The organism is Streptomyces coeruleorubidus, from assembly GCF_008705135.1.
Taxonomy (GTDB): Bacteria; Actinomycetota; Actinomycetes; order Streptomycetales; family Streptomycetaceae; genus Streptomyces; species Streptomyces coeruleofuscus.
Window position 1 is genome coordinate 8,068,646 of the sequence record NZ_CP023694.1, and the last position, 24,967, is coordinate 8,093,612.

22 protein-coding genes, 1 pseudogene and 1 riboswitch are annotated in these 24,967 nt (G+C 71.4%); of the genes and pseudogenes, 20 read left to right on the plus strand and 3 right to left on the minus strand.

Annotated features, from left to right (window positions below):
• Positions 1-10: 10 nt before the first annotated feature.
• The 13 genes from hpnC (at position 11) to CP976_RS37130 (ending at position 13,864) form a co-directional block, all read left to right on the plus strand.
• Positions 11-913, plus strand: coding sequence for a squalene synthase HpnC (hpnC, locus tag CP976_RS37075; protein WP_150484253.1), 903 nt, complete (start codon positions 11-13; stop codon positions 911-913).
• Positions 910-1,860 (plus strand): presqualene diphosphate synthase HpnD, encoded by a 951-nt coding sequence (gene hpnD, locus CP976_RS37080; RefSeq protein ID WP_150484254.1) that lies wholly within the window; start codon positions 910-912, stop codon positions 1,858-1,860. The genes hpnC and hpnD overlap by 4 nt, the downstream gene beginning before the upstream one ends.
• 137 nt (positions 1,861-1,997) lie before the next feature.
• Positions 1,998-2,159: a DUF6380 family protein gene (locus CP976_RS44730; protein ID WP_373304876.1), complete on the plus strand. Its 162-nt coding sequence runs from the start codon at positions 1,998-2,000 to the stop codon at positions 2,157-2,159.
• Positions 2,156-3,568 carry a hydroxysqualene dehydroxylase HpnE gene (hpnE, locus tag CP976_RS37085; protein WP_150484255.1) on the plus strand — a complete coding sequence of 471 codons (1,413 nt, stop codon included), beginning with the start codon at positions 2,156-2,158 and terminating at the stop codon, positions 3,566-3,568. Before CP976_RS44730 ends, hpnE begins: the two co-directional genes overlap by 4 nt.
• Complete coding sequence (locus CP976_RS37090) at positions 3,565-4,698, plus strand: polyprenyl synthetase family protein (protein WP_150484256.1); 1,134 nt, start codon at positions 3,565-3,567, stop codon at positions 4,696-4,698. Before hpnE ends, CP976_RS37090 begins: the two co-directional genes overlap by 4 nt.
• Before the next feature lie 122 nt (positions 4,699-4,820).
• Positions 4,821-6,854, plus strand: coding sequence for a squalene--hopene cyclase (gene shc / locus CP976_RS37095; protein WP_150484257.1), 2,034 nt, complete (start codon positions 4,821-4,823; stop codon positions 6,852-6,854).
• The gene (locus CP976_RS37100) at positions 6,854-7,495 is read left to right on the plus strand and encodes a phosphorylase family protein (protein WP_150484258.1); all 642 of its coding nucleotides are present in this window, start codon (positions 6,854-6,856) and stop codon (positions 7,493-7,495) included. Before shc ends, CP976_RS37100 begins: the two co-directional genes overlap by 1 nt.
• A gap of 5 nt (positions 7,496-7,500) precedes the next feature.
• Entirely contained in the window at positions 7,501-8,523 is a 1,023-nt protein-coding gene (gene hpnH / locus CP976_RS37105; RefSeq protein ID WP_150484259.1) for an adenosyl-hopene transferase HpnH, read from the plus strand.
• 4 nt (positions 8,524-8,527) lie between these two features.
• Positions 8,528-9,685 carry a flavodoxin-dependent (E)-4-hydroxy-3-methylbut-2-enyl-diphosphate synthase gene (ispG, locus tag CP976_RS37110; RefSeq protein WP_150484260.1) on the plus strand — a complete coding sequence of 386 codons (1,158 nt, stop codon included), beginning with the start codon at positions 8,528-8,530 and terminating at the stop codon, positions 9,683-9,685.
• Between the two features lie 28 nt (positions 9,686-9,713).
• Positions 9,714-11,609 carry a 1-deoxy-D-xylulose-5-phosphate synthase gene (gene dxs / locus CP976_RS37115; RefSeq protein WP_150484261.1) on the plus strand — a complete coding sequence of 632 codons (1,896 nt, stop codon included), beginning with the start codon at positions 9,714-9,716 and terminating at the stop codon, positions 11,607-11,609.
• Entirely contained in the window at positions 11,606-13,021 is a 1,416-nt protein-coding gene (locus CP976_RS37120) for an aspartate aminotransferase family protein (protein ID WP_150484262.1), read from the plus strand. Before dxs ends, CP976_RS37120 begins: the two co-directional genes overlap by 4 nt.
• Positions 13,022-13,106: 85 nt before the next feature.
• Positions 13,107-13,748 (plus strand): helix-turn-helix domain-containing protein, encoded by a 642-nt coding sequence (locus CP976_RS37125; protein WP_150484263.1) that lies wholly within the window; start codon positions 13,107-13,109, stop codon positions 13,746-13,748.
• Positions 13,745-13,864, plus strand: a complete 120-nt coding sequence (locus CP976_RS37130) for a DUF6126 family protein (RefSeq protein WP_086600141.1) — start codon at positions 13,745-13,747, stop codon at positions 13,862-13,864. Before CP976_RS37125 ends, CP976_RS37130 begins: the two co-directional genes overlap by 4 nt.
• 15 nt (positions 13,865-13,879) lie before the next feature.
• Here the strand turns inward: CP976_RS37130 and CP976_RS37135 are convergent, their stop codons facing one another.
• Positions 13,880-14,677, minus strand: a complete 798-nt coding sequence (locus tag CP976_RS37135; RefSeq protein WP_150484264.1) for a tyrosine-protein phosphatase — start codon at positions 14,675-14,677, stop codon at positions 13,880-13,882.
• Between the two features lie 179 nt (positions 14,678-14,856).
• On the opposite strand from CP976_RS37135, the gene CP976_RS37140 reads away from it, so the two are divergent.
• The 6 genes and pseudogenes from CP976_RS37140 to CP976_RS37165 all read left to right on the plus strand — a co-directional run.
• Positions 14,857-16,932: an alpha-galactosidase gene (locus CP976_RS37140; RefSeq protein WP_150484265.1), complete on the plus strand. Its 2,076-nt coding sequence runs from the start codon at positions 14,857-14,859 to the stop codon at positions 16,930-16,932.
• A 317-nt stretch (positions 16,933-17,249) separates the two neighbouring features.
• Positions 17,250-17,404: riboswitch (cyclic di-AMP (ydaO/yuaA leader) on the plus strand.
• 4 nt (positions 17,405-17,408) lie between these two features.
• On the plus strand, positions 17,409-18,338 hold the full coding sequence (locus CP976_RS37145) for a M23 family metallopeptidase (RefSeq protein WP_150484266.1): 930 nt from the start codon (positions 17,409-17,411) through the stop codon (positions 18,336-18,338).
• Between the two features lie 201 nt (positions 18,339-18,539).
• A complete protein-coding gene (locus tag CP976_RS37150) occupies positions 18,540-19,256 on the plus strand; it encodes a DUF6250 domain-containing protein (RefSeq protein ID WP_150484267.1) in 717 nt (238 codons plus the stop codon).
• Between the two features lie 145 nt (positions 19,257-19,401).
• Positions 19,402-20,187 (plus strand): SGNH/GDSL hydrolase family protein, encoded by a 786-nt coding sequence (locus tag CP976_RS37155; RefSeq protein ID WP_150485670.1) that lies wholly within the window; start codon positions 19,402-19,404, stop codon positions 20,185-20,187.
• Between the two features lie 527 nt (positions 20,188-20,714).
• Positions 20,715-20,966 carry a class I SAM-dependent methyltransferase gene (locus CP976_RS37160; RefSeq protein WP_150484268.1) on the plus strand — a complete coding sequence of 84 codons (252 nt, stop codon included), beginning with the start codon at positions 20,715-20,717 and terminating at the stop codon, positions 20,964-20,966.
• A pseudogene (locus CP976_RS37165) lies at positions 20,927-21,385 on the plus strand (MarR family transcriptional regulator); the annotation flags it as partial. The gene CP976_RS37160 and the pseudogene CP976_RS37165, both read left to right, overlap by 40 nt.
• Positions 21,386-21,422: 37 nt before the next feature.
• Here CP976_RS37165 and CP976_RS37170 read toward each other — a convergent pair.
• Complete coding sequence (locus CP976_RS37170; RefSeq protein WP_150484269.1) at positions 21,423-22,037, minus strand: TetR/AcrR family transcriptional regulator; 615 nt, start codon at positions 22,035-22,037, stop codon at positions 21,423-21,425.
• Positions 22,038-22,123: 86 nt separating this feature from the next.
• Positions 22,124-23,302, minus strand: coding sequence for a glutamate dehydrogenase (locus CP976_RS37175; RefSeq protein WP_150484270.1), 1,179 nt, complete (start codon positions 23,300-23,302; stop codon positions 22,124-22,126).
• A gap of 125 nt (positions 23,303-23,427) precedes the next feature.
• Between CP976_RS37175 and CP976_RS37180 the strand changes: the two genes are divergently transcribed.
• Positions 23,428-24,693 (plus strand): MBL fold metallo-hydrolase, encoded by a 1,266-nt coding sequence (locus CP976_RS37180; protein ID WP_150484271.1) that lies wholly within the window; start codon positions 23,428-23,430, stop codon positions 24,691-24,693.
• Positions 24,694-24,967: the final 274 nt, after the last annotated feature.

Genomic DNA, 24,967 nt, shown 5'->3' on the forward strand with positions numbered 1-24,967 from the left:
GCAGCCGGTGGTGACGGGAACCGGCACGGCGCGCGCCCTCGATCCGGAGCGCGGCACGCTCGACAAGGCCGCGGGTGAGAACTTCCCGGTGGCCCCCTTCTTCCTGCCCCGGGCCTGGCGCACCGACCTCATGGCCGTCTACGGCTTCGCCCGTCTCGTCGACGACATCGGCGACGGCGACCTGGCCCCCGGCGGCGCCGACGCCCGACTGCTCGGCGTGTCCCCGCAGGAGGCCGAGGACCGGCTGGTCCTGCTGGACGCCTTCGAGGCCGACCTGCGCAGGGTCTTCGACTCGACCCCGCGTCACCCCCTGCTGCGCCGCCTCCAGCCGACCGTCCGCCGCCGCTCCCTGACCCCCGAGCCGTTCCTCGGCCTGATCGCCGCCAACCGCCAGGACCAACTGGTCGGCCGGTACGAGACCTACGACGACCTCCTCGCCTACTGCGAGCTCTCCGCCAACCCCGTCGGCCGTCTCGTCCTCGCCGTCACCGGCACCTCGACACCCGAGCGGATCCGCCGCTCCGACATGATCTGCACGGCCCTCCAGATCGTCGAGCACCTCCAGGACGTGGCCGAGGATCTCGGCCGCGACCGCGTTTACCTGCCCGCCGCCGACATGAAACGCTTTCACGTCCAGGAGGCGGACCTTGTCACGGAATCCGCCGGAGCGTCGGTCCGTGCGCTGATTGCGTACGAAGCGCAAAGGGCCCTGGATCTCCTGAATGAAGGCGCCCCCCTGGTGGGTAGCGTCCACGGCAGGTTGAAGCTGCTGCTCGCAGGGTTCGTGGCGGGGGGAAGGGCGGCCGTCCGCGCCATCGCCGCCGCTGATTACGACGTACTTCCCGGCCCGCCCAAGCCCGGCAAGGTCCAGTTGCTGCGTGAGGTGGGCGTGACTCTGCGAGGAGAGGGGTGATCCGGACCGTGGAGTCGGAACCACACGCATCCCCGCCGGTACTCGCCGCCTACAGCTACTGCGAGGCCGTCACCGGGCGGCAGGCCCGTAACTTCGCCTACGGCATCCGGCTGCTGCCGACGCCCCAGCGCCGTGCGATGTCGGCGCTGTACGCGTTCTCGCGGCGGGTCGACGACATCGGCGACGGCGCGCTCGCCGACGACGTCAAGGTGGCCAGGCTGGAGGAGACCCGGACGCTGCTCAGCCGGATCCGCGAGGGCCGGGTGGCGGACGACGACACCGACCCGGTCGCCGTCGCCCTCAAGCACGCCGCCGGGCACTTCCCGATCCCGCTCGGCGGCCTGGACGAGCTCATCGACGGCGTCCTGATGGACGTACGCGGCGAGACGTACGAGACCTGGGACGACTTGAAGGTCTACTGCCGCTGTGTGGCGGGGGCCATCGGGCGGCTCTCGCTCGGTGTGTTCGGCACGGAACCGGGGGCGCGCGGTGTCGAGCGCGCGCCGGAGTATGCCGACACGCTCGGTCTGGCGCTCCAGCTCACCAACATCCTCAGAGACGTCCGCGAGGACGCCGTGGGCGGACGCACCTATCTGCCCGCCGACGACCTCGCCAAGTTCGGCTGCTCGGCCGGCTTCAGCGGGCCGCGGCCACCGGAGGGCTCCGACTTCGCGGGCCTCGTGCACTTCGAAGTGCGACGGGCCCGCGCTCTTTTCGCCGAGGGCTACCGGCTGCTCCCCATGCTCGACCGGCGCAGCGGCGCCTGTGTCGCCGCCATGGCCGGCATCTACCGACGCCTTCTCGACCGCATCGAGCGCGACCCCGAGGCCGTGCTGCGCGGCCGCGTCTCCCTGCCCGGCCGGGAGAAGGCCTACGTCGCCGTGCGCGGCCTGTCCGGCCTCGACGCCCGCCATGTGACCCGACGGGCCGTCAGGAGGCGTGCGTGACGAACGAACCGGTCCAGAGGGATGCCACCGAGCACCGGGCTCACGCCCGCCGCGCGGGTGCCGTCCTGTGCTCCCGGACAGCTTGCGGACGGGGGCGAGTCGCGGTCGTCGGCGCCGGGTCGGGCGGTTCCGCTCGTGTGGCCTCCGCGGACGAGCGTGGACACGGCGCCCCTCTCGGCCGAACCGTCGGAGACAAGTGGTGGGCAACCCTCCGGCGTGGGACGGCGTCCCTGACGGAGACGGTCGGTCGCGCACCAGTCGAGCAGCACGGCCGCCGCGCAGGGGAGGGTGCACGATGACCCACGGCACGGGATCCCGGGGACCGGTCGCGAAGGGGCGGCACACCGTCGTGGTGGGCGGCGGGCTCGCCGGCGTCACCACCGCGCTCGCGCTCGCCGACGCCGGCGTGCGCGTCACCCTCCTGGAGGGCAGGCCGAGACTCGGCGGCCTGGCCTTCTCCTTCCAGCGCGGCGAGCTGACCGTCGACAACGGACAGCACGTGTACCTGCGCTGCTGCACCGCCTACCGCTGGTTCCTCGACCGCATCGAGGGCGCGGCGCTGGCCCCGCTCCAGGACCGGCTCGACGTGCCCGTCCTGGACGTCGCGCGGCCCGCGGGGCGGCGCCTCGGCAGGCTGCGGCGCGACGCGCTGCCCGTGCCTCTGCACCTGGGCCGCAGCCTCGCCACCTATCCGCACCTGTCGCTCGCCGACCGCGCCAAGGTCGGCCGGGCCGCGCTCGCGCTCAAGGGCCTCGACCTCGCCGATCCGGCCCTGGACACACAGGACTTCGGCAGCTGGCTGGCCGCGCACGGCCAGTCGAAGCGCGCCGTCGAGGCCCTGTGGGACCTGGTCGGGGTCGCCACCCTCAACGCGGTCGCGGGCGATGCCTCCCTGGGGCTCGCCGCGATGGTGTTCAAGACCGGTCTGCTGTCCGACCCGGGCGCGGCCGACATCGGCTGGGCGAGCGTCCCGCTCGGCGACCTGCACGACCGGCTGGCCCGCAAGGCGCTCGACTCCGCGGGCGTCCGCACCGAGGTCCGTTCACGCGTCACCTCCGTCTCCCATGACGGGAACGGCGGGTGGAGCGTCCAGGTTCCGGGCGAGACGCTCCAGGCGGACGCGGTGGTGCTCGCCGTACCGCAGCGCGAGGCGCACGACCTGCTGCCCGCGGATGCCCTCGACGCGCCCGAGCGGCTCCTGGAGATCGGCACCGCGCCCATCCTCAACGTCCATGTGGTGTACGACCGCAAGGTGCTCGGCCGGCCGTTCTTCACCGCCCTCGGCACCCCGGTGCAGTGGGTCTTCGACCGGACCGAGGCCTCCGGGCTGCGCGAGGGGCAGTACCTCGCCCTGTCCCAGTCGGCGGCCCAGGACGAGATCGACGAGCCCGTGGCCGTGCTGCGCGAGCGGTACCTGCCCGAGCTGGAGCGGCTGCTGCCGCTGACCCGCGGCGCCGAAGTGAAGGACTTCTTCGTCACCCGGGAGCGCACCGCGACGTTCGCTCCCACCCCCGGAGTCGGGCGCCTGAGGCCCGGCTCCCGCACCAAGGCATCCGGCCTGTACCTGGCCGGAGCGTGGACCGCCACCGGGTGGCCCGCGACCATGGAGAGTGCGGTCCGCAGTGGTGTGAGCGCGGCGGACGCCGTGCTGGGCGCCCTGGGCCGGCCCCGCCCTCGCCACCTCTTCGAGTTCGAGGAGGCGGCGTGACGCTCGGACGCAGCGCGGCAGACGGCCCCCGCACCCCCGGTACCGCAACAAGAGGAGAGACTGTGCCCACTGTGCCCCCGGCCTCGAGGACTGCCGAGGCGGTGGACGTGACCGCGCTCCTGGAGCGCGGCCGGACCCTGGCCACTCCGGTACTGCGGGCGGCCATCGACCGCCTGGCACCTCCCATGGACACTGTTGCCGCTTACCACTTCGGATGGATCGACGCCCAGGGCCGGCCCGCGGCGGGGGACGGCGGCAAGGCCGTGCGCCCCGCCCTCGCGGTGCTGTCCGCCGAGGTCATGTCAGCCGCCCCCGAGACCGGCATCCCCGGCGCCGTCGCCGTGGAACTCGTCCACAACTTCTCCCTCCTCCACGACGACCTGATGGACGGCGACGAACAGCGCCGCCACCGCGACACGGTCTGGAAGGTGCACGGCCCCGCCCAGGCCATCCTCGTCGGCGACGCCCTGTTCGCCCTCGCCAACGAGGTGCTCCTCGAACTCGGCACCGTCGAGGCCGGCCGCGCCACCCGCCGTCTCACCACCGCGACCCGCGCCCTGATCGACGGTCAGGCCCAGGACATCTCCTACGAGCACCGCGACCGCGTCACCGTCGAGGAGTGCCTGGAGATGGAGGGCAACAAGACCGGCGCCCTGCTCGCCTGCGCCAGCTCCATCGGTGCCGTCCTCGGCGGCGCCGACGACCGCACCGCCGACACGCTGGAGAAGTACGGCTACCACCTGGGCCTCGCCTTCCAGGCCGTCGACGACCTCCTCGGCATCTGGGGCGACCCGGTCTCCACAGGCAAGCAGACCTGGAGCGACCTGCGCCAGCGCAAGAAGTCGCTGCCGGTCGTGGCCGCGCTCGCGGCGGGCGGATCCGCCTCCGAGCGGCTCGGCGAGATCCTCGCCGCCGACGCCAAGAGCAGCGACGTCGAGACCTTCTCCGAGGAGGAGTTCGCGGCCCGCGCCGCCCTCATCGAGGAGGCGGGCGGCCGCGAGTGGACCGCCGACGAGGCCCGCCGCCAGCACACCATCGCCATCGAAGCCCTCGACGCCGTCGACATGCCCGACCGGGTGCGGGAGCAGTTCACGGCGCTCGCGGACTTCGTCGTCGTACGAAAGAGATGATCACTATCGGTCGAATAGCCCTCGCGTAGTCGCCGGCCGGTGCCGCGAGACACCACGGAGCACCGGCCGACGGCGGACCCACAGCAGCTGCACACCTTGCACCACTGCACGAAGGGGAAGCCATGACAGCGACGACCGACGGAAGCACCGGGGCCCTGCCACCCCGCGCCGCCGCGGCCAGCGAAACCGACACCGACACCCCCGTGGCGGCCGGGGTACAAGAAGCCGCCGCCCGCGCCGCACAGCGCGCCACGGACTTCCTGCTCTCGCGCCAGGACGCCCAGGGCTGGTGGAAGGGCGACCTCGAGACCAACGTCACGATGGACGCCGAGGACCTGCTGCTCCGTCAGTTCCTCGGCATCCGCGACGAGAAGACCACGCGGGCCGCCGCGCTCTTCATCCGCGGCGAGCAGCGCGAGGACGGCACGTGGGCCACCTTCTACGGCGGCCCCGGTGAACTTTCCGCCACCATCGAGGCCTACGTCGCCCTCCGCCTGGCCGGCGACGAGCCCGGCGCACCGCACATGGCGAAGGCCTCCGCCTGGATCCGCGAGCAGGGCGGCATCGCCGCGGCCCGGGTCTTCACCCGGATCTGGCTGGCGCTGTTCGGCTGGTGGAAGTGGGAGGACCTCCCCGAACTTCCTCCGGAGCTCATCTACTTCCCGAAGTGGGTGCCGCTCAACATCTACGACTTCGGCTGCTGGGCGCGGCAGACCGTCGTCCCGCTGACGATCGTCTCCGCGAAGCGGCCGGTACGCCCCGCGCCCTTCCCGCTGGACGAGCTGCACACCGACCCCGCCCACCCGAACCCGGCCAAGCCGCTTGCCCCGGTGTTCAGTTGGGACGGCGCCTTCCAGCGGATGGACAAGGGGCTGCACGCCCTGAGGAAGGTCGCCCCGCGCAGACTGCGCAGAGCCGCCATGAACAGTGCCGCCCGCTGGATCATCGAGCGGCAGGAGAACGACGGCTGCTGGGGCGGCATCCAGCCCCCGGCCGTGTACTCGATCATCGCCCTGCACCTGCTCGGCTACGATCTCCAGCACCCCGTGATGCGCGAGGGACTCGCCTCGCTGGACCGGTTCGCCGTGTGGCGCGAGGACGGGGCCCGGATGATCGAGGCCTGCCAGTCGCCCGTGTGGGACACCTGCCTGGCCGCGATCGCGCTCGTCGACGCCGGACTGCCCGCCGACCACCCGCAGTTGGTCAAGGCGGCGGACTGGATGCTGGGCGAGGAGATCGTCCGGCCCGGTGACTGGTCGGTGCAGCGGCCCGGACTGCCGCCCGGCGGCTGGGCGTTCGAGTTCCACAACGACAACTACCCCGACATCGACGACACCGCCGAGGTGATCCTCGCGCTGCGCCGGATCACCCACCACGACCCGGTGCGGGTCGCCAAGGCCGTCGGGCGCGGCGTGCGCTGGACCCTCGGCATGCAGTCGAAGAACGGCGCGTGGGCCGCCTTCGACGTCGACAACACCAGCCCGTTCCCCAACCGGCTGCCGTTCTGCGACTTCGGCGAGGTCATCGACCCGCCCTCCGCCGACGTCACCGCCCACGTCGTCGAGATGCTCGCGGTGGAGGGCCTCGCCCACGACCCGCGCACCCGGCGCGGCATCGAGTGGCTGCTGGCCGAACAGGAGCCCGACGGCTCGTGGTTCGGGCGCTGGGGCGTCAACTACGTCTACGGCACCGGGTCCGTCGTACCCGCCCTGGTGGCCGCGGGCATCCCCGCGGCGCACCCGGCGATCCGCCGGGCCGTGACCTGGCTGGAGGCGGTCCAGAACGACGACGGCGGCTGGGGCGAGGACCTGCGCTCCTACAAGTACGTCAGGGAGTGGAGCGGCCGGGGCGCCTCGACCGCCTCCCAGACGGCGTGGGCCCTGATGGCCCTGCTCGCGGCGGGGGAGCGGGACTCCAAGGCCGTCGAACGCGGCATCGAGTGGCTCGCCGCCACCCAGCGGGAGGACGGTTCCTGGGACGAGCCGTACTTCACGGGGACGGGCTTCCCGTGGGACTTCTCGATCAACTACCACCTCTACCGGCAGGTGTTCCCGCTCACCGCGCTCGGCCGGTACCTGCACGGGGAGCCCTTCGCCGACCGGCACCAGGGCGGCGGGGCGGCCGGGAAGCCGCTCGCCGACGCCAAGGGGAGCTGATGAGCTCACAGCCCGCTCCGGCCCCGCTGCTGATCGCCTGTGCGCTCGGCATCGAGCAGCTCGCCCTGCGCGCGGGGGACCGTGGCGGCGCCGACGGGCCGGTCACCGTGCTGCGGACCGGTATGGGTCCGGCGGCGGCCGAGCGGTCCGTCACCCGGATGCTTGCCGATCCGGCCCTGCGCGACGCCGCCGTCCTCGCGACCGGCTTCTGCGCGGGGCTCGCACCCGGCATGCACCCCGGTGACCTGGTCGTCGCCGAGGAGACCCGCGACCCGCGCGGCACGACCGCCTGTGTCGGGACCGACCTGCTGGTCAAGGAGCTGGGCCGCGCGGTGCCCGGGCGGACCGTGCACACCGGGCCGCTCACCGGCTCCGACCATGTAGTCCGAGGTCACGAACGGTCGGATCTGCGCGCGACCGGCGCCATCGCGGTCGACATGGAGTCGGCGGCCACGCTCCTGAGCGCCGTGCGCGCGGGTGAGCGCCCGGTTGCGGCCGTCCGGGTGGTCGTGGACGCTCCAGAACATGAACTCGTCCGGATCGGCACGGTGCGCGGTGGAATATCGGCTTTCCGTGTCCTTCGTTCCGTTCTTCCCGCTTTCTTCGAATGGCACCGTTCCTTGCTGCTCCCCAGGAGGTGAGCCAGATGGCCATGCCGCTCCGACAGTCCATCAAGGTCGCTACATACTTGGCTGAACAGAAGCTCCGCCGGCGGGACAAGTTCCCGCTCATCGTGGAGCTGGAGCCGCTGTACGCCTGCAACCTCAAGTGCGAGGGGTGCGGCAAGATCCAGCACCCGGCCGGGGTGCTCAAGCAGCGGATGCCGGTCGCGCAGGCCGTGGGGGCCGTGCTGGAGTCCGGCGCCCCCATGGTGTCCATCGCCGGTGGCGAGCCGCTGATGCATCCGCAGATCGACGAGATCGTGCGTCAGCTGGTGGCCAGGCGGAAGTACGTTTTCCTGTGCACCAACGCCCTGCTCCTGCGCAAGAAGATGGACAAGTTCAAGCCCTCCCCCTACTTCGCCTTCGCGGTGCACATCGACGGGCTGCGCGAGCGGCACGACGAGTCGGTGGCGAAGGAGGGCGTGTTCGACGAGGCGGTCGAGGCCATCAAGGAGGCCAAGCGGCAGGGCTTCCGGGTGACCACCAACTCGACCTTCTTCAACACCGACACCCCGCAGACCATCATCGAGGTGCTGAACTTCCTCAACGACGACCTCAAGGTCGACGAGATGATGATCTCGCCCGCCTACGCCTACGAGAAGGCCCCCGACCAGGAGCACTTCCTGGGCGTGGAGCAGACCCGCGAGCTGTTCAAGAAGGCCTTCGCGGGCGGCAACCGGCGCCGCTGGCGGCTCAACCACTCCCCGCTCTTCCTGGACTTCCTGGAGGGCAAGGTCGACTTCCCGTGCACGGCCTGGGCGATCCCGAACTACTCGCTGTTCGGCTGGCAGCGCCCCTGCTACCTGATGAGCGACGGCTATGTGCCGACGTACCGGGAGCTGGTCGAGGAGACCGACTGGGACAAGTACGGCCGCGGCAAGGACCCCCGCTGCGCCAACTGCATGGCGCACTGCGGCTACGAGCCCACCGCCGTCCTCGCCACCATGGGATCGCTGAAGGAGTCCCTGCGCGCCATGCGCGAGACGGTCTCCGGAAACCGGGAGTGAGGCCATGACCGCCATCCCGCTGGGCGTTCCCGAGGTACCGGTCCGGCCGATCGCGGAGCGGCGCGTCTCGCGCCGGATCCAGGTCGGTCCGGTGGCGGTCGGGGGCGGGGCCCCGGTGTCGGTGCAGTCGATGACGACGACCCGTACGTCGGACATCGGGGCCACGTTGCAGCAGATCGCCGAACTCACCGCGTCCGGCTGCCAGATCGTGCGGGTCGCCTGCCCCACGCAGGACGACGCCGACGCGCTCGCGACCATCGCGCGCAAGTCGCAGATCCCGGTGATCGCGGACATCCACTTCCAGCCGAAGTACGTCTTCGCCGCGATCGAGGCGGGCTGCGCGGCGGTCCGCGTCAACCCCGGCAACATCAAGCAGTTCGACGACCGGGTCAAGGAGATCGCGCAGGCGGCGAAGGACCACGGCACGCCGATCCGGATCGGCGTCAACGCCGGGTCGCTGGACCGGCGTCTCCTCCAGAAGTACGGCAAGGCGACCCCCGAGGCCCTGGTCGAGTCGGCCCTGTGGGAGGCGTCCCTGTTCGAGGAGCACGACTTCCGGGACATCAAGATCTCCGTCAAGCACAACGACCCGGTCGTGATGATCGAGGCGTACCGGCAGCTCGCCGAGCAGTGCGACTACCCGCTGCACCTCGGTGTGACGGAGGCGGGCCCGGCGTTCCAGGGCACGATCAAGTCGGCGGTGGCCTTCGGCGCGCTGCTGTCGCGGGGCATCGGCGACACCATCCGGGTGTCGCTGTCGGCGCCGCCGGCCGAGGAGGTCAAGGTCGGCATCCAGATCCTGGAGTCCCTGGGGCTGCGGCAGCGCAGGCTGGAGATCGTCTCCTGCCCGTCCTGCGGTCGCGCCCAGGTCGACGTCTACAAGCTCGCCGACGAGGTCACGGCCGGACTCGAGGGCATGGAAGTGCCGTTGCGGGTCGCCGTCATGGGGTGTGTGGTCAACGGCCCCGGCGAGGCACGGGAGGCCGATCTGGGGGTGGCCTCCGGCAACGGCAAGGGGCAGATCTTCGTCAAGGGCGAGGTCATCAAGACCGTCCCCGAGTCGAAGATCGTCGAGACGCTGATCGAAGAGGCGATGAAGCTCGCCGAGCAGATGGAGCAGGACGGCATGGGGTCGGGGGAGCCGGCCGTCACCGTGAGCTGAACAGCACGGAACCGAAGGGGGCCCGATCGTGACGATTCTGGAGACCATCCGGGGACCACGCGACCTGAAGGCGCTGTCCGAGGCGGAACTCGGCGAACTGTCCGACGAGATCAGGGAGTTCCTGGTGCATGCGGTCGCCAGGACCGGAGGTCATCTGGGGCCCAACCTGGGGGTGGTGGAGCTCACCGTCGCCCTGCACCGGGTCTTCGAGTCGCCGGTCGACCGCATCCTGTGGGACACCGGCCACCAGAGCTACGTCCACAAGCTGCTGACCGGACGTCAGGATTTCTCCAAGCTGCGCGGCAAGGGCGGCCTGTCCGGCTACCCCTCGCGCGAGGAGTCCGAGCACGACGTCATCGAGAACAGCCACGCGTCCACGGCGCTCGGCTGGGCCGACGGGCTCGCCAAGGCCCGCCAGGTGCAGGGGGAGAAGGGCCATGTCGTCGCGGTCATCGGCGACGGCGCCCTGACCGGCGGCATGGCCTGGGAGGCGCTGAACAACATCGCGGCCGCCAAGAACCGCCCGCTGATCATCGTCGTCAACGACAACGAACGCTCCTACGCCCCGACCATCGGGGGCCTCGCCAACCACCTAGCGACCCTGCGCACGACCGACGGCTACGAGAAGGTGCTGGCCTGGGGCAAGGACGTGCTCCAGGGCACGCCGCTGATCGGCACCACCCTCTACGAGGCCCTGCACGGCGCGAAGAAGGGCTTCAAGGACGCGTTCGCCCCGCAGGGCCTGTTCGAGGACCTGGGCCTGAAATACGTCGGCCCGATCGACGGGCACGACATCGGGGCCGTGGAGTCCGCCCTGCGGCGTGCGAAGCGCTTCCACGGTCCGGTCCTCGTCCACTGCCTCACGGAGAAGGGCCGCGGTTACGAACCCGCCCTCGCCCACGAGGAGGACCACTTCCACACCGTCGGCGTCATGGACCCGCTGACCTGCGCGCCGCTCTCGCCGGCGGGCGGGCCCTCCTGGACCTCCGTGTTCGGCGACGAGATCGTCAGGATCGGCGAGGAGCGGGACGACGTGGTCGCGATCACCGCGGCCATGCTGCATCCGGTCGGCCTGGGCGGGTTCGCCGAGCGGTTCCCGGACCGGGTGTGGGACGTCGGCATAGCCGAGCAGCACGCGGCCGTGTCCGCGGCGGGCCTCGCGACGGGCGGCCTGCACCCGGTCGTCGCCGTCTACGCCACCTTCCTCAACCGCGCCTTCGACCAGCTCCTGATGGACGTGGCCCTGCACAAGTGCGGGGTGACCTTCGTGCTGGACCGGGCCGGCGTCACGGGCGTCGACGGGGCCTCCCACAACGGCATGTGGGACATGTCCGTCCTCCAGGTCGTGCCGGGCCTGAGGATCGCCGCGCCGCGCGACGCCGACCAGTTGCGCGCCCAGCTGCGCGAGGCGGTCGCTGTCGACGACGCCCCGACCCTGCTGCGCTTCCCGAAGGAGTCCGTCGGCCCGTCGATCCCGGCGGTCGACCGGGTGGGCGGACTGGACGTGCTGCACCGCGCCGACCGGGCGGAGGTACTTCTGGTCGCCGTGGGCGCCATGGCGCCGGTGTGCCTCCAGGCGGCGGAGCTGCTCGAAGCCCGCGGCATCGGCTGCACCGTCGTCGACCCCCGCTGGGTCAAACCGGTCGACCCGGCGCTCCCGGGCCTGGCCGCCGAACACCGCCTGGTCGCCGTCGTCGAGGACAACAGCCGGGCGGCCGGGGTCGGCTCGGCCGTGGCGCTGGCCCTGGGCGATGCCGAAGTCGACGTCCCCGTGCGGCGCTTCGGGATCCCGGAGCAGTTCCTCGCGCACGCCAAGCGCGGGGAGGTGCTCGCCGACATCGGCCTGACACCCGTCGAGGTCGCCGGACGGATCAGCGCGAGCCTGACCGTGAAGGAAGAGCTGTCCAAGGAGCCACAGGAATGACAACCGCCGAGTCCGCGTCGGAGTCGTCGCAGGCCGGGGCGTTCGACCTCGGCGCGCTGCTGGCCGAACGCGGAGCCGAGCGCTACGAGCTGCACACCCGGTACCTCAACCACCAGCTCCCGCGCATGCTGCACACCATCGGCTTCGACAAGGTCTACGAGCGCGCCGAGGGCGCCTACTTCTACGACGCGGACGGCAACGACTACCTGGACATGCTCGCCGGGTTCGGGGTGATGGGCCTGGGCCGCCACCACCCTGTGGTGCGCAAGGCGCTGCACGACGTCCTGGACGCCCAGCTCGCCGACCTCACCCGGTTCGACTGCCAGCCGCTGCCCGGCCTGCTGGCCGAGAAGCTGCTCGCGCACAGCCCGCACCTGGACCGGGTGTTCTTCGGCAACAGCGGCACGGAGGCGGTCGAGGGCGCCCTGAAGTTCGCCCGGTTCGTCACCGGCAGGCCCAGGATCCTGTACTGCGCGCACGCCTTCCACGGCCTGACCACCGGCGCCCTCTCCGTGAACGGGGAGTCCGGCTTCCGCGACGGCTTCGCCCCGCTGCTGCCCGACACGGCCGTCCCGCTCGGCGACCTCGACGCGCTGGAAAGGGAGGTGAGGAAGGGCGACGTCGCCGCCCTGATCGTCGAGCCGATCCAGGGCAAGGGCGTGCTGGAGGCTCCGCCCGGCTATCTGCGGGCAGCCCAGGAGCTGCTGCACCGGCACAAGGCGCTGCTCATCGCCGACGAGGTGCAGACGGGCCTGGGCCGGACCGGCGACTTCTACGGTTACCAGCACGAGGACGGCGTGGAGCCCGACCTGGTGTGCGTGGCCAAGGCGCTCTCGGGCGGCTATGTGCCGGTGGGCGCCACGCTCGGCAAGGACTGGATCTTCAAGAAGGTCTACTCGTCGATGGACCGGGTGCTGGTCCACTCGGCGAGCTTCGGGTCCAACGCGCAGGCCATGGCGGCGGGTCTGGCGGTGCTGTCGGTGATGGAGAACGAGCAGATCGTCGCGGGCGTGCGCGCCACCGGGGAACTGCTCCGGTCCCGGCTCGCGGCACTGACGGACAAGTACGAGATGCTCGCCGACGTCCGCGGCCGGGGCCTGATGATCGGCATCGAGTTCGGCCGGCCGAAGTCGCTGAAACTGCGCAGCCGCTGGGCCGTGCTCCAGGCCGCACGCAGGGGGCTGTTCGCGCAGATGGTCGTCGTACCGCTGCTCCAGAAGCACCGGATCCTCACCCAGGTCTCCGGCGACCACATGGAGGTGATCAAGCTGATCCCGCCGCTGATCATCGGCGAGCGGGAGGTGGACCGGTTCGTCGACGCCTTCACGGCCGTGATGGACGACGCGCATGACGGCGGGCTGGTCTGGGACTTCGGGAAGACGCTGGTCAAGCAGGCGGTGGCCAACCGGTAGCGCTTGCGCCGGGGGCGGACGTTCGTGCTTTTGCCTCAGAGGCAATAAATTTGCCGCAGAGGCAAGGCTCCGGCTGAATGGAGGCATGAGCTCCTCCGAGACCGGGCGGCCCGGGGCCGACCCGTCGGCTGACCAGGCGGCCGGTGCGCTGCCCGCCGTCGCACCGCAGTTGCGTGCACTGCGGCGCCGGGCCTCCCTGACCCTGGAGGGCGCGGCCCGCGCCGCCGGGCTGTCGCCCGCCCACCTCTCCCGCCTGGAGACCGGGCAACGCCAGCCCTCCCTGCCGATGCTCCTCGCGCTCGCCCGCATCTACGGTACGACGGTCTCCGAGCTGCTCGGCGAGACGGTCGCCGACCGGGACGCCGTCGTCCGCGCCGCCGACATGGAACCGACCGCGGCGGGCGGCTGGACGTACTGGCAGGCGGGCGCCTCCGGCCGCGGGATGCAGGCCCTGCGCGTGCACGTCCCCCATGGCTCCCAGGGCGACATCGTGCGCGTCCACCCCGGCGAGGAGTGGCTCCACGTGCTCCGGGGGCGGCTGCGGCTGAGCCTCGGTGACACCACGCACCAGCTCGCGCCCGGCGACAGTGCCCACTTCGACTCGCTGACCCCGCACCGGATCGCCGCCCAGGACCCGGACGGCGTCGAACTGCTCTTCGTCCACACCCTCTTGCAGAGCCCCACGGCCGCCCTGTGCCTGGGCCCCACCCCTGGAGACATGCCATGAAGGACATGGAGGAGAAGTTCCCCCGCGCTCTGTGGGTGCGGTTGTTCGTCTACCTCGTGGTGGGGCACATCTTCGCCGCGTTCGTGTACTTCCTCTTCGAGGCGGGGGCCCGTTAGGGCCTGTCCCTGTCCTCAGTCGAGCAGTCGCTCGCGCAGCCGCTCCCGGGTCTCCGGGGTGAGTCCCAGCCCCTTCTGGAGATAGGTGTCGACGCCGCCCCAGGTCTCCTCGATGGTGTCGAAGGCCGCCGCCAGGTACTCGGCGCGCGCGTCGAACAGGGGGCTGAGCAGCTCCATGACCTCGGGGGAGTAGGCCGAGGCGGCGGAGCTGCTGCGGTGCACCTTGTAGCGGCGGTGCTTGGCGTTGGACTTCAGGTAGTCGTCGACGATCGCCTCGCGCTCGACGCCCAGGGCGAGCAGCGTCACGGCGATGGACAGACCCGCGCGGTCCTTGCCCGCCGCGCAGTGCATCAGGGCGGGGACGCTGTCCTCGGCGAGCGCGTGCAGCACCCGGGAGTGCTCGGCCGTGCGGGTCCGGATGATCATGCGGTACGAGGCGATCATGCGGTTCGCGCCCTTGCCGTCCGAGAGGATCGCGCGCAGCTGGTCCAGGTCGCCGTCGCGGACCATCCGCCAGAACTCCGCGCCGTCGGCCGGGTCGCTCAGCGGCAGGTTCACATTGCGCACGCCCGGCAGCTCGACGTCCGGCCCCTCGAGCTTCTGGTCCGCCGCGTTGCGGAAGTCGAAGATCGTGTGCAGGCCCAGGGTGGTCAGGAAGGCGGCGTCCTCCCCGGTCGCGTGCGCGAGGTGGCCGCTGCGGAACAGCACTCCCTGCCGCACCCGCCGGCCGTCCACGGTCGGCAGTCCGCCCACATCACGGAAGTTGCGCACTCCGGCCAGCTCGGGCTCGGTCGACGGGACCTGCTGTGTCACGAGGGCTCCTCCCCTTCGGCGCCGCCGGCGCGGCTCGTCGACGGGCATCACTCGACGATACGACATGCCTGCCTGGGGCAATGAGTTGTCCACAGGCGTTGCCGGGAGCCCCTGCAGCCCTTGATGATGTTGGGGCCTGGTCGCTCCTGATCGGGCCTGTTCGAACCTGTGAGGGCTTGATGCTGGACATCTCCGAAGACGGTCGTACCTGGGTCCTCTCGGGGCCGGCCAGTAGCTACGCCGTTCACGTCACCGACCGCGACGAGCTGCTGCACCTGCACTGGGGCCCCCGGATCGGCCTCGCCGACGCCGAGGCCCTCGCCGTCCGGCCGCTGCCGGACTACTGGCCCTTCGAGTCCCCGCTCGACGGGCGCGAGGAGTACCCGGTCGAGGGCGGCCCCCGTTTCGCCCGGCCCGCCCTGTCCGTCCGCACCCCGGAGCGGCGCGGCACCGAGTGGACCTACGAGGGGCATGACACCGGGGACGGCGAGCTGCGGCTGCGCTTCCGCGACGGTGACCTGACCATCAGGCTGCACTACCGGATGCGCTCCTCGGCGGACGTGGTCGAGCGCTGGGTGACCCTCGACAACCGCGGGCCGTCCGTCGAGGTGCTGCGCGCCGACTCCGCCACCTGGACCCTGCCCGACCGCGACACCTGGCGGCTGTCCCAGCTGCACGGCCGCTGGGGCGCCGAGTCCCGGCTGGAGCGCTCAGCCCTCACCCACGGCGAGAAGGTCATCGGCAGCCGCCGCGGCCACACCGGTCACCAGCACCTGCCGTGGGTCGCGCTCGACACCGACGCGACGGAGGAGAGCGGCGAGGTCTACGGATGCGCCCTGGGCTGGTCCGGGTCCTGGCGGATCGCCGTGGCCCAGCTCCCGGACGCGCGCGTGCAGATCACCGGCGGGGCCGGGTACGACGACTCGGGCCTGCTGATGCTCGCCGCGGGGGAGTCGTACACGACTCCCGTCTTCGCCGGGCTCTGGAGCGACGGCGGTTTCGGCGGGGCGAGCCGCGCCTGGCACGCCTACCAGCGGGCGTACGTGATCCCCGACGCCGACCGGGACCGGCCGGTGCTCTTCAACTCCTGGGAGGCCACCGAATTCGACATCTCCGAGGAGCAGCAGCGGGCGCTCGCCGAGCGGGCCGCCGCCATGGGCGTCGAGCTGTTCGTGGTGGACGACGGCTGGTTCGGGGCGCGTACGAGTGACCGGGCCGGGCTCGGTGACTGGACCCCCAACCCGGACCGTTTCCCGGGCGGCCTCAAGCCCCTCGCCGACCACGTGCACGGCCTCGGCATGCAGTTCGGGATCTGGGTCGAACCGGAGATGGTCAACCCCGACAGCGACCTGTACCGCGCGCACCCGGACTGGGTGCAGTACCAACCGCGACGAAAGCGGACGGAGTTCCGCAATCAGCTCGTACTGAACCTGGCCCGCGAGGACGTTCAGGAGTACCTCTGGCAGCAGCTGGACGGGCTGCTCTCCAGTGCCCCGATCGACTACGTCAAGTGGGACTTCAACCGCTGCTTCACCGACGCCGGCTGGCCGGACGACCCCTACCCGCAGCGGCTGTGGGTCGACCACGTCCATGCCCTCTACGCGCTGCTGGACCGGCTGCGGGCCGCGCATCCCGGGGTGGCCTTCGAGTCCTGCTCGGGCGGCGGCGGCCGGATCGACCTCGGTGTGCTGAGCCGCACGGACCAGGTGTGGACCTCGGACAACACCGACCCGCTCGACCGGCTCGCCATCCAGCACGGCTTCAGCCAGATCCATCCCGCCCGGGTCATGGCCGCCTGGGTCACCGACAGTCCGAACGCCATGCTCAACCAGCGGGCCAGTTCCCTGCGGTTCCGGTTCGTCAGTGCCATGGCCGGGGTGCTCGGGGTCGGCGGCGATCTCACGAAGTGGACGGAGGAGGAACTCGCCGAGGCGCGGGACTGGGTGGCGCTCTACAAGGAGATCCGGCCCGTGGTGCAGCGTGGCGACCAGTACCGGCTGCGACCGCCGGAGGGCGGCCTGAGCGCCGTGCAGTACGCCCTCGGTGACGAGACCGTCGTCCTGGCCTGGCTCCAGGCGCAGCGCTACGGCGAGCCCGTACCGGCGCTCCGGCTGCGGGGCCTCGACCCCGCGGCATCGTACGAATGCCTCAAAACGGGAGAAGTTCACCGGGGTGCCGTACTGCTCCATCACGGGCTGCGGGTCGGTCTGCGCGGGGATCTGGACGCCGCCGTCGTCCGGCTTAAGCGTAAGTAGCCGTTCTGTCCGAATAGAGAGTGCTTCGGTTATTTCGGCATAACGTGCCCCGATCGTAAAGGAGATGAGGTCGGGGTGCGTGAGCATCGTCATATTCGTGACGATGTGTTGTTGCCATGTGCACGTAATCCTGGCGATATTCAGGGGAATTGAGGAAAGCCGGAGATCGCTAATCCACGCTCCGTCACGGAAAATGTGCCGGTGCGTCAAGAAAAACGCCGTCACAGGCAACCGCGAACTTGTCCCTTTGCGTCTTGGTCGCTTACGTTCCACCCCAATCCGGACGGACGCCTAATCCTGCCGCCGCCCGGAGCCCCACACACTGACCCGACGTACGGCAGGAGCGGGGGACCCACAGGTAAGACGCCTGTTCCGGTTCCCGGAACGGCTTGGGGTTAAGCCGCGCCTCGGCGCGGCCGGGCATCTCCAGCCCGAACCCGACAGCTCACCTCGCAGGCGACGGAGAGGAATTCGCCATGCCCGCGAAGGGTAAGCACCGCCGCCCGAAGACCCAGCGCTTCACCCGCTCCATCGCCGTCGCCGGAACCGGTGGGGCCGCTCTCGCCCTTCCGCTCATGGGGGCCGCCGGCGCTCACGCCGCCACCCCGCAGTCGGCTGCGGAAAAGACCGTCCAGTCCGCTCCGGCCGCCGAGAAGAAGGCCGCCGAAAAGGCCACGGCCGCCCGCACGTACACCGTGCAGTCCGGTGACTACCTCGCGAAGATCGCCGACGATCAGAACGTCGACGGGGGCTGGAAGAAGCTCTACTCGGACAACCGTGACGCCGTCGGCGACGACCCGTCGCTGATCCACCCGGGCCTGAAGCTGTCGATCGGCAAGAAGGCGGCGGCGGGCGAGTCCAAGCGCTCGTCCCCGTCCTCGCCGAAGAAGTCCTCGGCCTCCAAGTCCTCGGCTGCCAAGCCCTCGGCTCCCAAGTCGTCCGCCTCCGAGTCGTCCTCGAAGCCGGCCGCCGCCAAGCCGGCCGCCGCGACCTCCAGCGGCTACAGCGCCCCGGTGGACGGCGCCACCGTCGGCACCCCGTACCGGATGTCCGGCAGCATGTGGTCCAGCGGCTACCACACCGGTGTCGACTTCGTCGTCCCGACGGGCACCTCGCTCAAGGCCGTCGGCGCCGGCACGGTCGTCTCCGCCGGCTGGGGCGGCGCGTACGGCAACCAGGTCGTCCTCAAGCTGAACGACGGCAGCTACGCGCAGTACGCCCACCTGTCCTCGCTCTCCGTCTCGGCGGGCCAGACCGTCAGCGGGGGACAGCAGGTCGGCCTCTCCGGTGCCACCGGCAACGTGACCGGACCGCACCTGCACTTCGAGATCCGCACCACGCCGGACTACGGCTCGGACGTGGACCCGGTCGCCTACCTGCGCTCGCACGGCGTCTCCGTCGGCTGACCGACCGCACGACCACCCGCCTGACACGCAACCGTCGGCCGGACCCCGATCCCCGGGTCCGGCCTTCGGCGTGTGCGGGCTTGCCGTGATCGGCCGGGCCCAAGGGATCGACAGCGGGCGGCAGTTGGGACACAGTGATCCAGTCCGGAGCGCAAGCGCTTTCTAGAGCCTTCCAGGCGGATCACCGAGGAGACGTGTCCCGTGCCGACCACTCGCAGAGCGTTCGCAGCCCTGACCGCCGGAGCCGCCCTGGCGGCCCTCGCCCCGACGGGTGCCGCCCACGCCGCGCCCCGGAACCGCCGCCTCATCGCCCACGACGACTTCTGTCACGGCCTCTCCCAGTGGGCGGCCGAACTCCAGGACGGCGGGACCGTGACCGCCTCTCGCGGCGTCCTGGAGATCGACGTGCCGAGCGGGGCGACCGTGTGGTTCAGGCGGCGGCTCGACGGGCCGTTCGTCCTCGAGTACACCGCCACGCCGGTTTCCGAGGGCGGGGTCAACGACCGTGTCTCGGACCTCAACAACTTCTGGAACGCGACCGACGTCCGCTCCCCGGGTGATCTCTTCGCCACGCCGCGCGGTGGGGCGCTGGAGGAGTACGACCACCTGACGACGTACTACGCGGGCTATGGCGCGAACTACAACACCACGACACGGCTGCGGCGGTACGTCGGCGAGCCCGGCGTGCGGCCCTTGGTCTACGACTACTCCGAGCCGCTGCTGGTCCCCAACGAGCCCCACCGGGTCCGGATCGTCTCCGACGGCTCGACGGTGAGGTGGTGGAACAACGGGCGCCTCGTCTTCGACTACACGGACCCGCAGCCGTACACCGGCGGGCACTTCGCCTTCCGGACCGTGTGGAGCCACTTCCGGATCACGGGCTTCCGGGTATGGCGACTGACCCCCCAACATCGCTGACGGGTGACCTATTCCGGAGTTGGCGAACACTTGGGAAGTGGCTTATCTCACCGCCCGTCAACCCTTGCCTACGGTCGCGTAGGTCACATTAAAGGGTGAATCATGAGCGGCTGTGGCAGACGATTCGAAGAGTGACAGCAGAGCAGTGATCGGGTCGTACGTGGCGGTGGGGGACAGCTTCACCGAGGGCGTCGGTGATCCCGGCCCCGACGGGGCGTTCGTCGGCTGGGCCGACCGGTTCGCCGTCCTGCTCGCCGACCGCCGGCCCGAAGGCGACTTCCAGTACACCAACCTCGCGGTGCGCGGGAAGCTCCTCGACCAGATCGTGGCGGACCAGGTTCCGCGGGCCGTCGACATGGCCCCCGACCTCGTCTCGTTCTGCGCCGGGGGCAACGACATCCTCCGGCCCGGAACCGACCCGGACGAGGTGGCCGAGCGGTTCGAGCGGGCCCTCGTGGGGCTCACCGCCGTGGCCGGCACGGTGATGGTGACGACCGGGTTCGACACCCGTGGGATGCCCGTGCTCAAGCACCTGCGCGGCAAGATCGCGACGTACAACGGGCATGTCCGGGCCATCGCCGACCGGTACGGCTGCCCCGTCCTCGACCTGTGGTCCCTGCGCAGCGTCCAGGACCGCAGGGCCTGGGACGCCGACCGGCTGCACCTGTCGCCCGAGGGGCACACGCGAGTGGCGCTCCGCGCGGGGCAGGTGCTCGGGCTGGAGGTTCCGGCCGACCCGGAGCAGCCGTGGCCGCCGTTGCCGGCGCGCGGGCCGCTCGAGGTCCGGCGGGACGATGTGCACTGGGCGCGGGAGTTCCTGGTGCCGTGGATCGGGCGGCGGTTGCGTGGGGAGTCGTCGGGGGATCACGTGACGGCGAAGGGTGCTCTGTCGCCGGAGGACATCAGGATGCGGATCGCTTCGGTGGCGTGAGGGGGCGGGCGTGCGCGTGCCTCCGGCGGTTGGGCGGGGTGCCTGCGGCGGCCTGTGCGGTTTCGGTGGGGGTGCGCGTAGCGCCTTCTCGCCGGTTGTGGGTCGGGGCCGCGTCGGGGGGTTTCCGTCCTCGGTACGGCGCGATGGGGTCGGACGACGACTGACTGTCCGTTGACGCCCAACCACTGCGCGGACACCCCTCCCCGACACGTCCCCTTCTCGCCGTAGGCGGGCGCGCACGCGTCCCGGGGCAAGGGCGGGGAGTTCGCTTCGAACCTGCGCGACGAGCAGGGGTGTTCGTCGACTTGCGGTTTGACTCGCTTACGAGCTGCAACTGCGTGCCAGAGCCGAAGGGCGGTCGGTCGCCTCGCACTTCTGAGGCGACGAGCACGCCGGGGATGCCCAACCACCCACCAGGTCCGAGGCTGATCACCGGCGTTTGCCGTGTGGCGGGTTCGTTGCCCCGTGATGGCCCGGGGACGGATCAGAAGCCGCTTGGCGGGGCGGACCCGTGGGAGGGTGGCCGCATGGCCGACGAGGTGAGGTTCGACCCCGCTCTGTACCGGGGCACCGCGAGCTACTACGACCGCTTCCGTCTTCCCTACCCTGACGCGATGCTCGCCGACCTGGCCCGCCGCACGGCCCCCTCCGGGCGTGGACGCCTTCTGGACCTGGCCTGCGGCACCGGTCAGCTCGCTTTCCCGCTGCGCGACCGGTTCGCGGACGTGTGGGCCCGAAGTTCACCACCCTCCTCATGGGGCAGGGTCTGCCCAAGATGATGTCCCGGGTGCTGACCTGCCTCTACACCACCGACGCGGGCAGCCTCACCGCGTCCGAACTCGTCCGGCACCTCCAGGTCAGCCCGGCGTCCGTCTCCAAAGCGGTCGCGTTCCTCGAAAGCCAGGGCCTCATCCGCAGGGAACGCGACGAGGGGCGCCGCGAGCGCTACGCCGTCGACGACGACGTCTTCTACCAGTCGATGATCGCCAGCGCCCGGTCCAGCGCCCAGCTCGCCGAGACCGCACGGCAGGGCGTCGGCGTCCTCGGCCCCGACACCCCGGCCGCCACCCGCCTCGAGAACATCGCCCGCTTCGTCGACTTCGTCGCCGAGAGCCTCATCCGCGCCGCGGAGCAGGCCCGGGAGGTTCTCCACACCAAACCTGAGACGACCTCAGGCGGCACCGGCGACCGCGCATAGAGAGGGGAGGGGCGGCAGCCCTGGATCGCCGGCCCGGTCAGGGCCGGGTCAAGGCCGCGGACTCCAGGCCGAGTTCGCGAGCCAGTGTTTCCTCGGCCCACTCCTGCGCCCGACTCCGTGGCAGCGCGCCCGCGTAGGACGTCAGCTGGACGGCGAGGCCGTCGAGGAAGGCGGTGAGGCGGAGGGCCGTGCCCTGCGGGTCGGGACAGTGGAACTCGCCCCCGGCCACGCCTTCCGCGATGACCTCGGCGAGGGCCGCCTTCCACTGCCTGTCGAGGTCCTGGGTGACCTCCCGCAGCGCGGGCTCGCGCAGTGCCGCCGCCCAGCCCTCGATCCACAGCGGCCAGCCCTTGGCCTGGCCTGTCGGGGCGTACCACCGTACGGCCGACCGCAGCCGGCGCAGTGCCGACGTACGGCGGCCGAGGAGCCTGCGCAGATGGGCGAGATCGGCCTCGGCCGCGTGCCGGAACGCGGCGGCGACCAGCCTCTCCTTGGTCGAGAAGTGATAGAGCACCAGCGCGTTGCTCACACCCAGCGCCGAGGCCACGTCGGCGATCCTGACCGCCGTCACACCCCGGGCCTCGATCTGCTCGACGGCGGCCCTCAGCAGTTCGCCGCGCCGTTCCGCCACGCTCAACCGGACTCTCGTCACGCCGTCACCCTACACACGCGCGTGCACCCGCTTGACGTGTGTATTCGGCCGGTCCGGCAAGGTGCCCGCGAGGGCCTCGCCGTCCGTCAGCGGTACCAGCCGAAGCGTTCCGCTATGACCGGCAGCCGGTCCGCCACGAGCGCGTGGGCGGCGGCCCGCGGTGTCGTGCCGTCGGCCTGTGCGCGGGCCAGCATCCGCTCGACCAGGGACCGCATCGAGCGGCGTGTGTGCGCGAACGCCTCCTCGGCGTCGGCGCCGATGTCCCCGAACAGCGTCCACCACCACCAGGCGTTCGTCCCCGAGTTGACCACGACGTCCGGCAGCACGGTCACCCCGCGTGCGGCCAATAGCCGTTCCGCCTCCGGCCGTACGGGCATGTTGGCCGCCTCGACGACCCAGCGGGCGGTGATCCGGTCCTGGTTCCCGGCGTCGATCGCGTACGAGACGGCGGCGGGCACCAGGACGTCCGTGTCGGCCGACAGCCAGGCGTCGCCCGGCAGTTCGCGGTCGCCGGGGCGCAGCACGGAACGGTCCACCGTGCCGTGGAGATCCCGCGCGGCCAGCAGCGCCTCGATGTCGAGCCCCGCCGGATTGGCGATCGTGCCCTTGATGTCGGCGACGGCCACGACGGTGAGTCCCGCGCGGCTGAGGAAGCGTGCGGTGGCGCCGCCCATGGTGCCGAGCCCCTGGAGGGCGACCCGCGTCCCCGCGTGGGGCACCCCGGCACGGTCCAGCGCCGTGAGGGCCGCCTCGGCCACACCGCAGCCGCCGACCAGCTCGTCCAGCCCGATCCCGTCCACCTCCACCGCGAACGCGTCCCCGAGCCGCCGCCGGGCCTCGCCCTCGTCCTCCAGCAGCGGGTACACGGCCTGGATGGAGGAGACCAGTCCCGCCTCGGCCGCGGCCCGGTCCACCAGGTCCTGGCTGAGTCCGAGGTCCTCGCCGGTCGTCCAGAAGCTCTCGATGTGCGGCCGCATGGCGCGCAGGTACCGCACCAGCAGCGGGTAGGCCTCCGGATCACGCGGGTCGCAGTCGATGCCGCCCTTGGCGCCGCCGAGCGGGACGTAGCGGCTGTCCGGGTCGTAGTGGAGGGCCTCCTTCATGGTCATGCCCCGGGCCAGGCCGGTGACCTCGTCCAGGGTGCAGCCCGGGCGCATCCGCAGGCCGCCGCTGGCGACACCGCGCACCAGCCGGTCGACGACCAGGAAGCCCTGGCGGCCGGTGACGTGGTCGGTCCAGGTGAGGGACAGCAGGGGACTGGCCATGCGGGCTCCTTCGCCGTGATTACTGAATATCCGTTCAGTATCGCGGTCGTGGGACCCCTGCGGCCCAGTGGTGTCGGAGGGGCCGCCCATAATGGAAAGCCTGACCGACTCCACCTGGAGGTACCGTGGCCGGTTTCCGTTCTCTGAGCTCCGGGCTCCGCGCGCTCCGGCCCGGCGCGTTCGGCGCGGACCCGAGCGGCGAGCGCATGGCGCGCATCCGCAGATCACCCCACTTCGAGAACGGGGTCTTCCGGAACCCCGGCGGCCCCGCGCGAACCCGGCCCTCGGGCTCAACCCTGGACTTCGCGAAGGTCTTCTTCGACAAGGAGACCCGGCCACGCCGCAGCCCCAAGGGCACCGTGCCGGTGCACGCCACCACCCTCGCCGACATCGCCCGGCCACCGGCCACCGGGCTGCGGCTGACCTGGATGGGGCACTCCAGCGTGCTCGCCGAGATCGACGGCAGGCGCGTCCTGTTCGACCCGGTGTGGGGCGAGCGGTGCTCCCCGTTCCCCTTCGCCGGCCCCAAGCGGCTGCACCCGGCGCCCCTGCCGCTGGCCGCGCTCGGCCCGGTCGACGTCGTGGTCATCTCGCACGACCACTACGACCACCTGGACATGCCTACCATCAAGGCCCTGGCCGGCACGGACACGCTGTTCGCCGTGCCGCTCGGCGTCGGGGAGCACCTGGAGCGCTGGGGCGTGTCCGCCGACCGGCTGCGCGAACTGGACTGGCACGAGGCCGCGAAGATCGGCGGCCTCACCCTGACCGCCACTCCGGCCCGCCACTTCTGCGGCCGGGGGCTGCGCAACACCCAGCACACCCTGTGGGCCTCCTGGGTCGTCGCCGGTGAGGAGCACCGGATCTACCACAGCGGCGACACCGGCTACTTCGACGGCTTCCAGGAGATCGGCGCGGAGCACGGACCCTTCGACGCCACGATGATCCAGATCGGCGCGTACTCCGACTTCTGGCCCGACATCCACATGACCCCCGAGGAGGGCATGCGCGCCCACCTCGACCTCCAGGGCGGACCGGAGCACGGCCCGATGCTGCCGATCCACTGGGCCACGTTCAACCTGGCGACGCATCCGTGGGCGGAGCCCGGCGAGGGGACGATGGCGGCCGCCCGTGCCGTGGGCGCCCGGATCGCCCTGCCGCGCCCCGGTGAACCCTTCGAGCCCACGGCCGAGACCGTCCCGTCCGAGCCGTGGTGGCGTGGGGTGGCGCTCGCCCCGGCGGGTGGCTTCCCGGCCGGTGAAGCCCTCGCCGACGCCACGATCAGGACCGCGTCGAACGCGGCAGCCGTGGCCCAGGCCGATACGTTGAGTGACGAAGAGGGCAAGGCGGGGAAGGGCATGGAGGACCCTGAAACGCTTCCGGCGGGCTGAGCCGGAGCGGACGGCGGGCAGACGGCGAGGGCCGGGGAGCGCGAGGCTCCCCGGCCCTCGCCATGTCTGCATGACCACTTCTGACCAGGTCGGATCGAACTGCTTTCGGTCGCGGCCGGACGTGTCTTGCAGTTATCGGTCTGTCGTACGAGACCTCATACCAGAGCGGGACGCTCACCGTATGAGTTTGTCAACTGCCCACCGCACATGATGCGCTGACGACTACTGTCAGTGTCCGTCGGGAAACAGGCGGATCAGGGGAGTGGGGACCGGC

Excerpts from the sequence above, each read along its gene's own strand:
- CP976_RS37175 (WP_150484270.1), bottom strand. The coding sequence starts at position 23,302 with ATGGCCAGTCCCCTGCTGTCCCTCACCTGGACCGACCACGTCACCGGC.
- shc (WP_150484257.1), top strand. The coding sequence starts at position 4,821 with ATGACAGCGACGACCGACGGAAGCACCGGGGCCCTGCCACCCCGCGCC.
- CP976_RS37160 (WP_150484268.1), top strand. The coding sequence starts at position 20,715 with ATGGCCGACGAGGTGAGGTTCGACCCCGCTCTGTACCGGGGCACCGCG.
- CP976_RS37145 (WP_150484266.1), top strand. The coding sequence starts at position 17,409 with ATGCCCGCGAAGGGTAAGCACCGCCGCCCGAAGACCCAGCGCTTCACC.
- CP976_RS37140 (WP_150484265.1), top strand. The coding sequence starts at position 14,857 with ATGCTGGACATCTCCGAAGACGGTCGTACCTGGGTCCTCTCGGGGCCG.
- CP976_RS37120 (WP_150484262.1), top strand. The coding sequence starts at position 11,606 with ATGACAACCGCCGAGTCCGCGTCGGAGTCGTCGCAGGCCGGGGCGTTC.
- CP976_RS37100 (WP_150484258.1), top strand. The coding sequence starts at position 6,854 with ATGAGCTCACAGCCCGCTCCGGCCCCGCTGCTGATCGCCTGTGCGCTC.
- ispG (WP_150484260.1), top strand. The coding sequence starts at position 8,528 with ATGACCGCCATCCCGCTGGGCGTTCCCGAGGTACCGGTCCGGCCGATC.
- hpnH (WP_150484259.1), top strand. The coding sequence starts at position 7,501 with ATGGCCATGCCGCTCCGACAGTCCATCAAGGTCGCTACATACTTGGCT.
- CP976_RS37130 (WP_086600141.1), top strand. The coding sequence starts at position 13,745 with ATGAAGGACATGGAGGAGAAGTTCCCCCGCGCTCTGTGGGTGCGGTTG.
- CP976_RS37125 (WP_150484263.1), top strand. The coding sequence starts at position 13,107 with ATGAGCTCCTCCGAGACCGGGCGGCCCGGGGCCGACCCGTCGGCTGAC.
- hpnE (WP_150484255.1), top strand. The coding sequence starts at position 2,156 with ATGACCCACGGCACGGGATCCCGGGGACCGGTCGCGAAGGGGCGGCAC.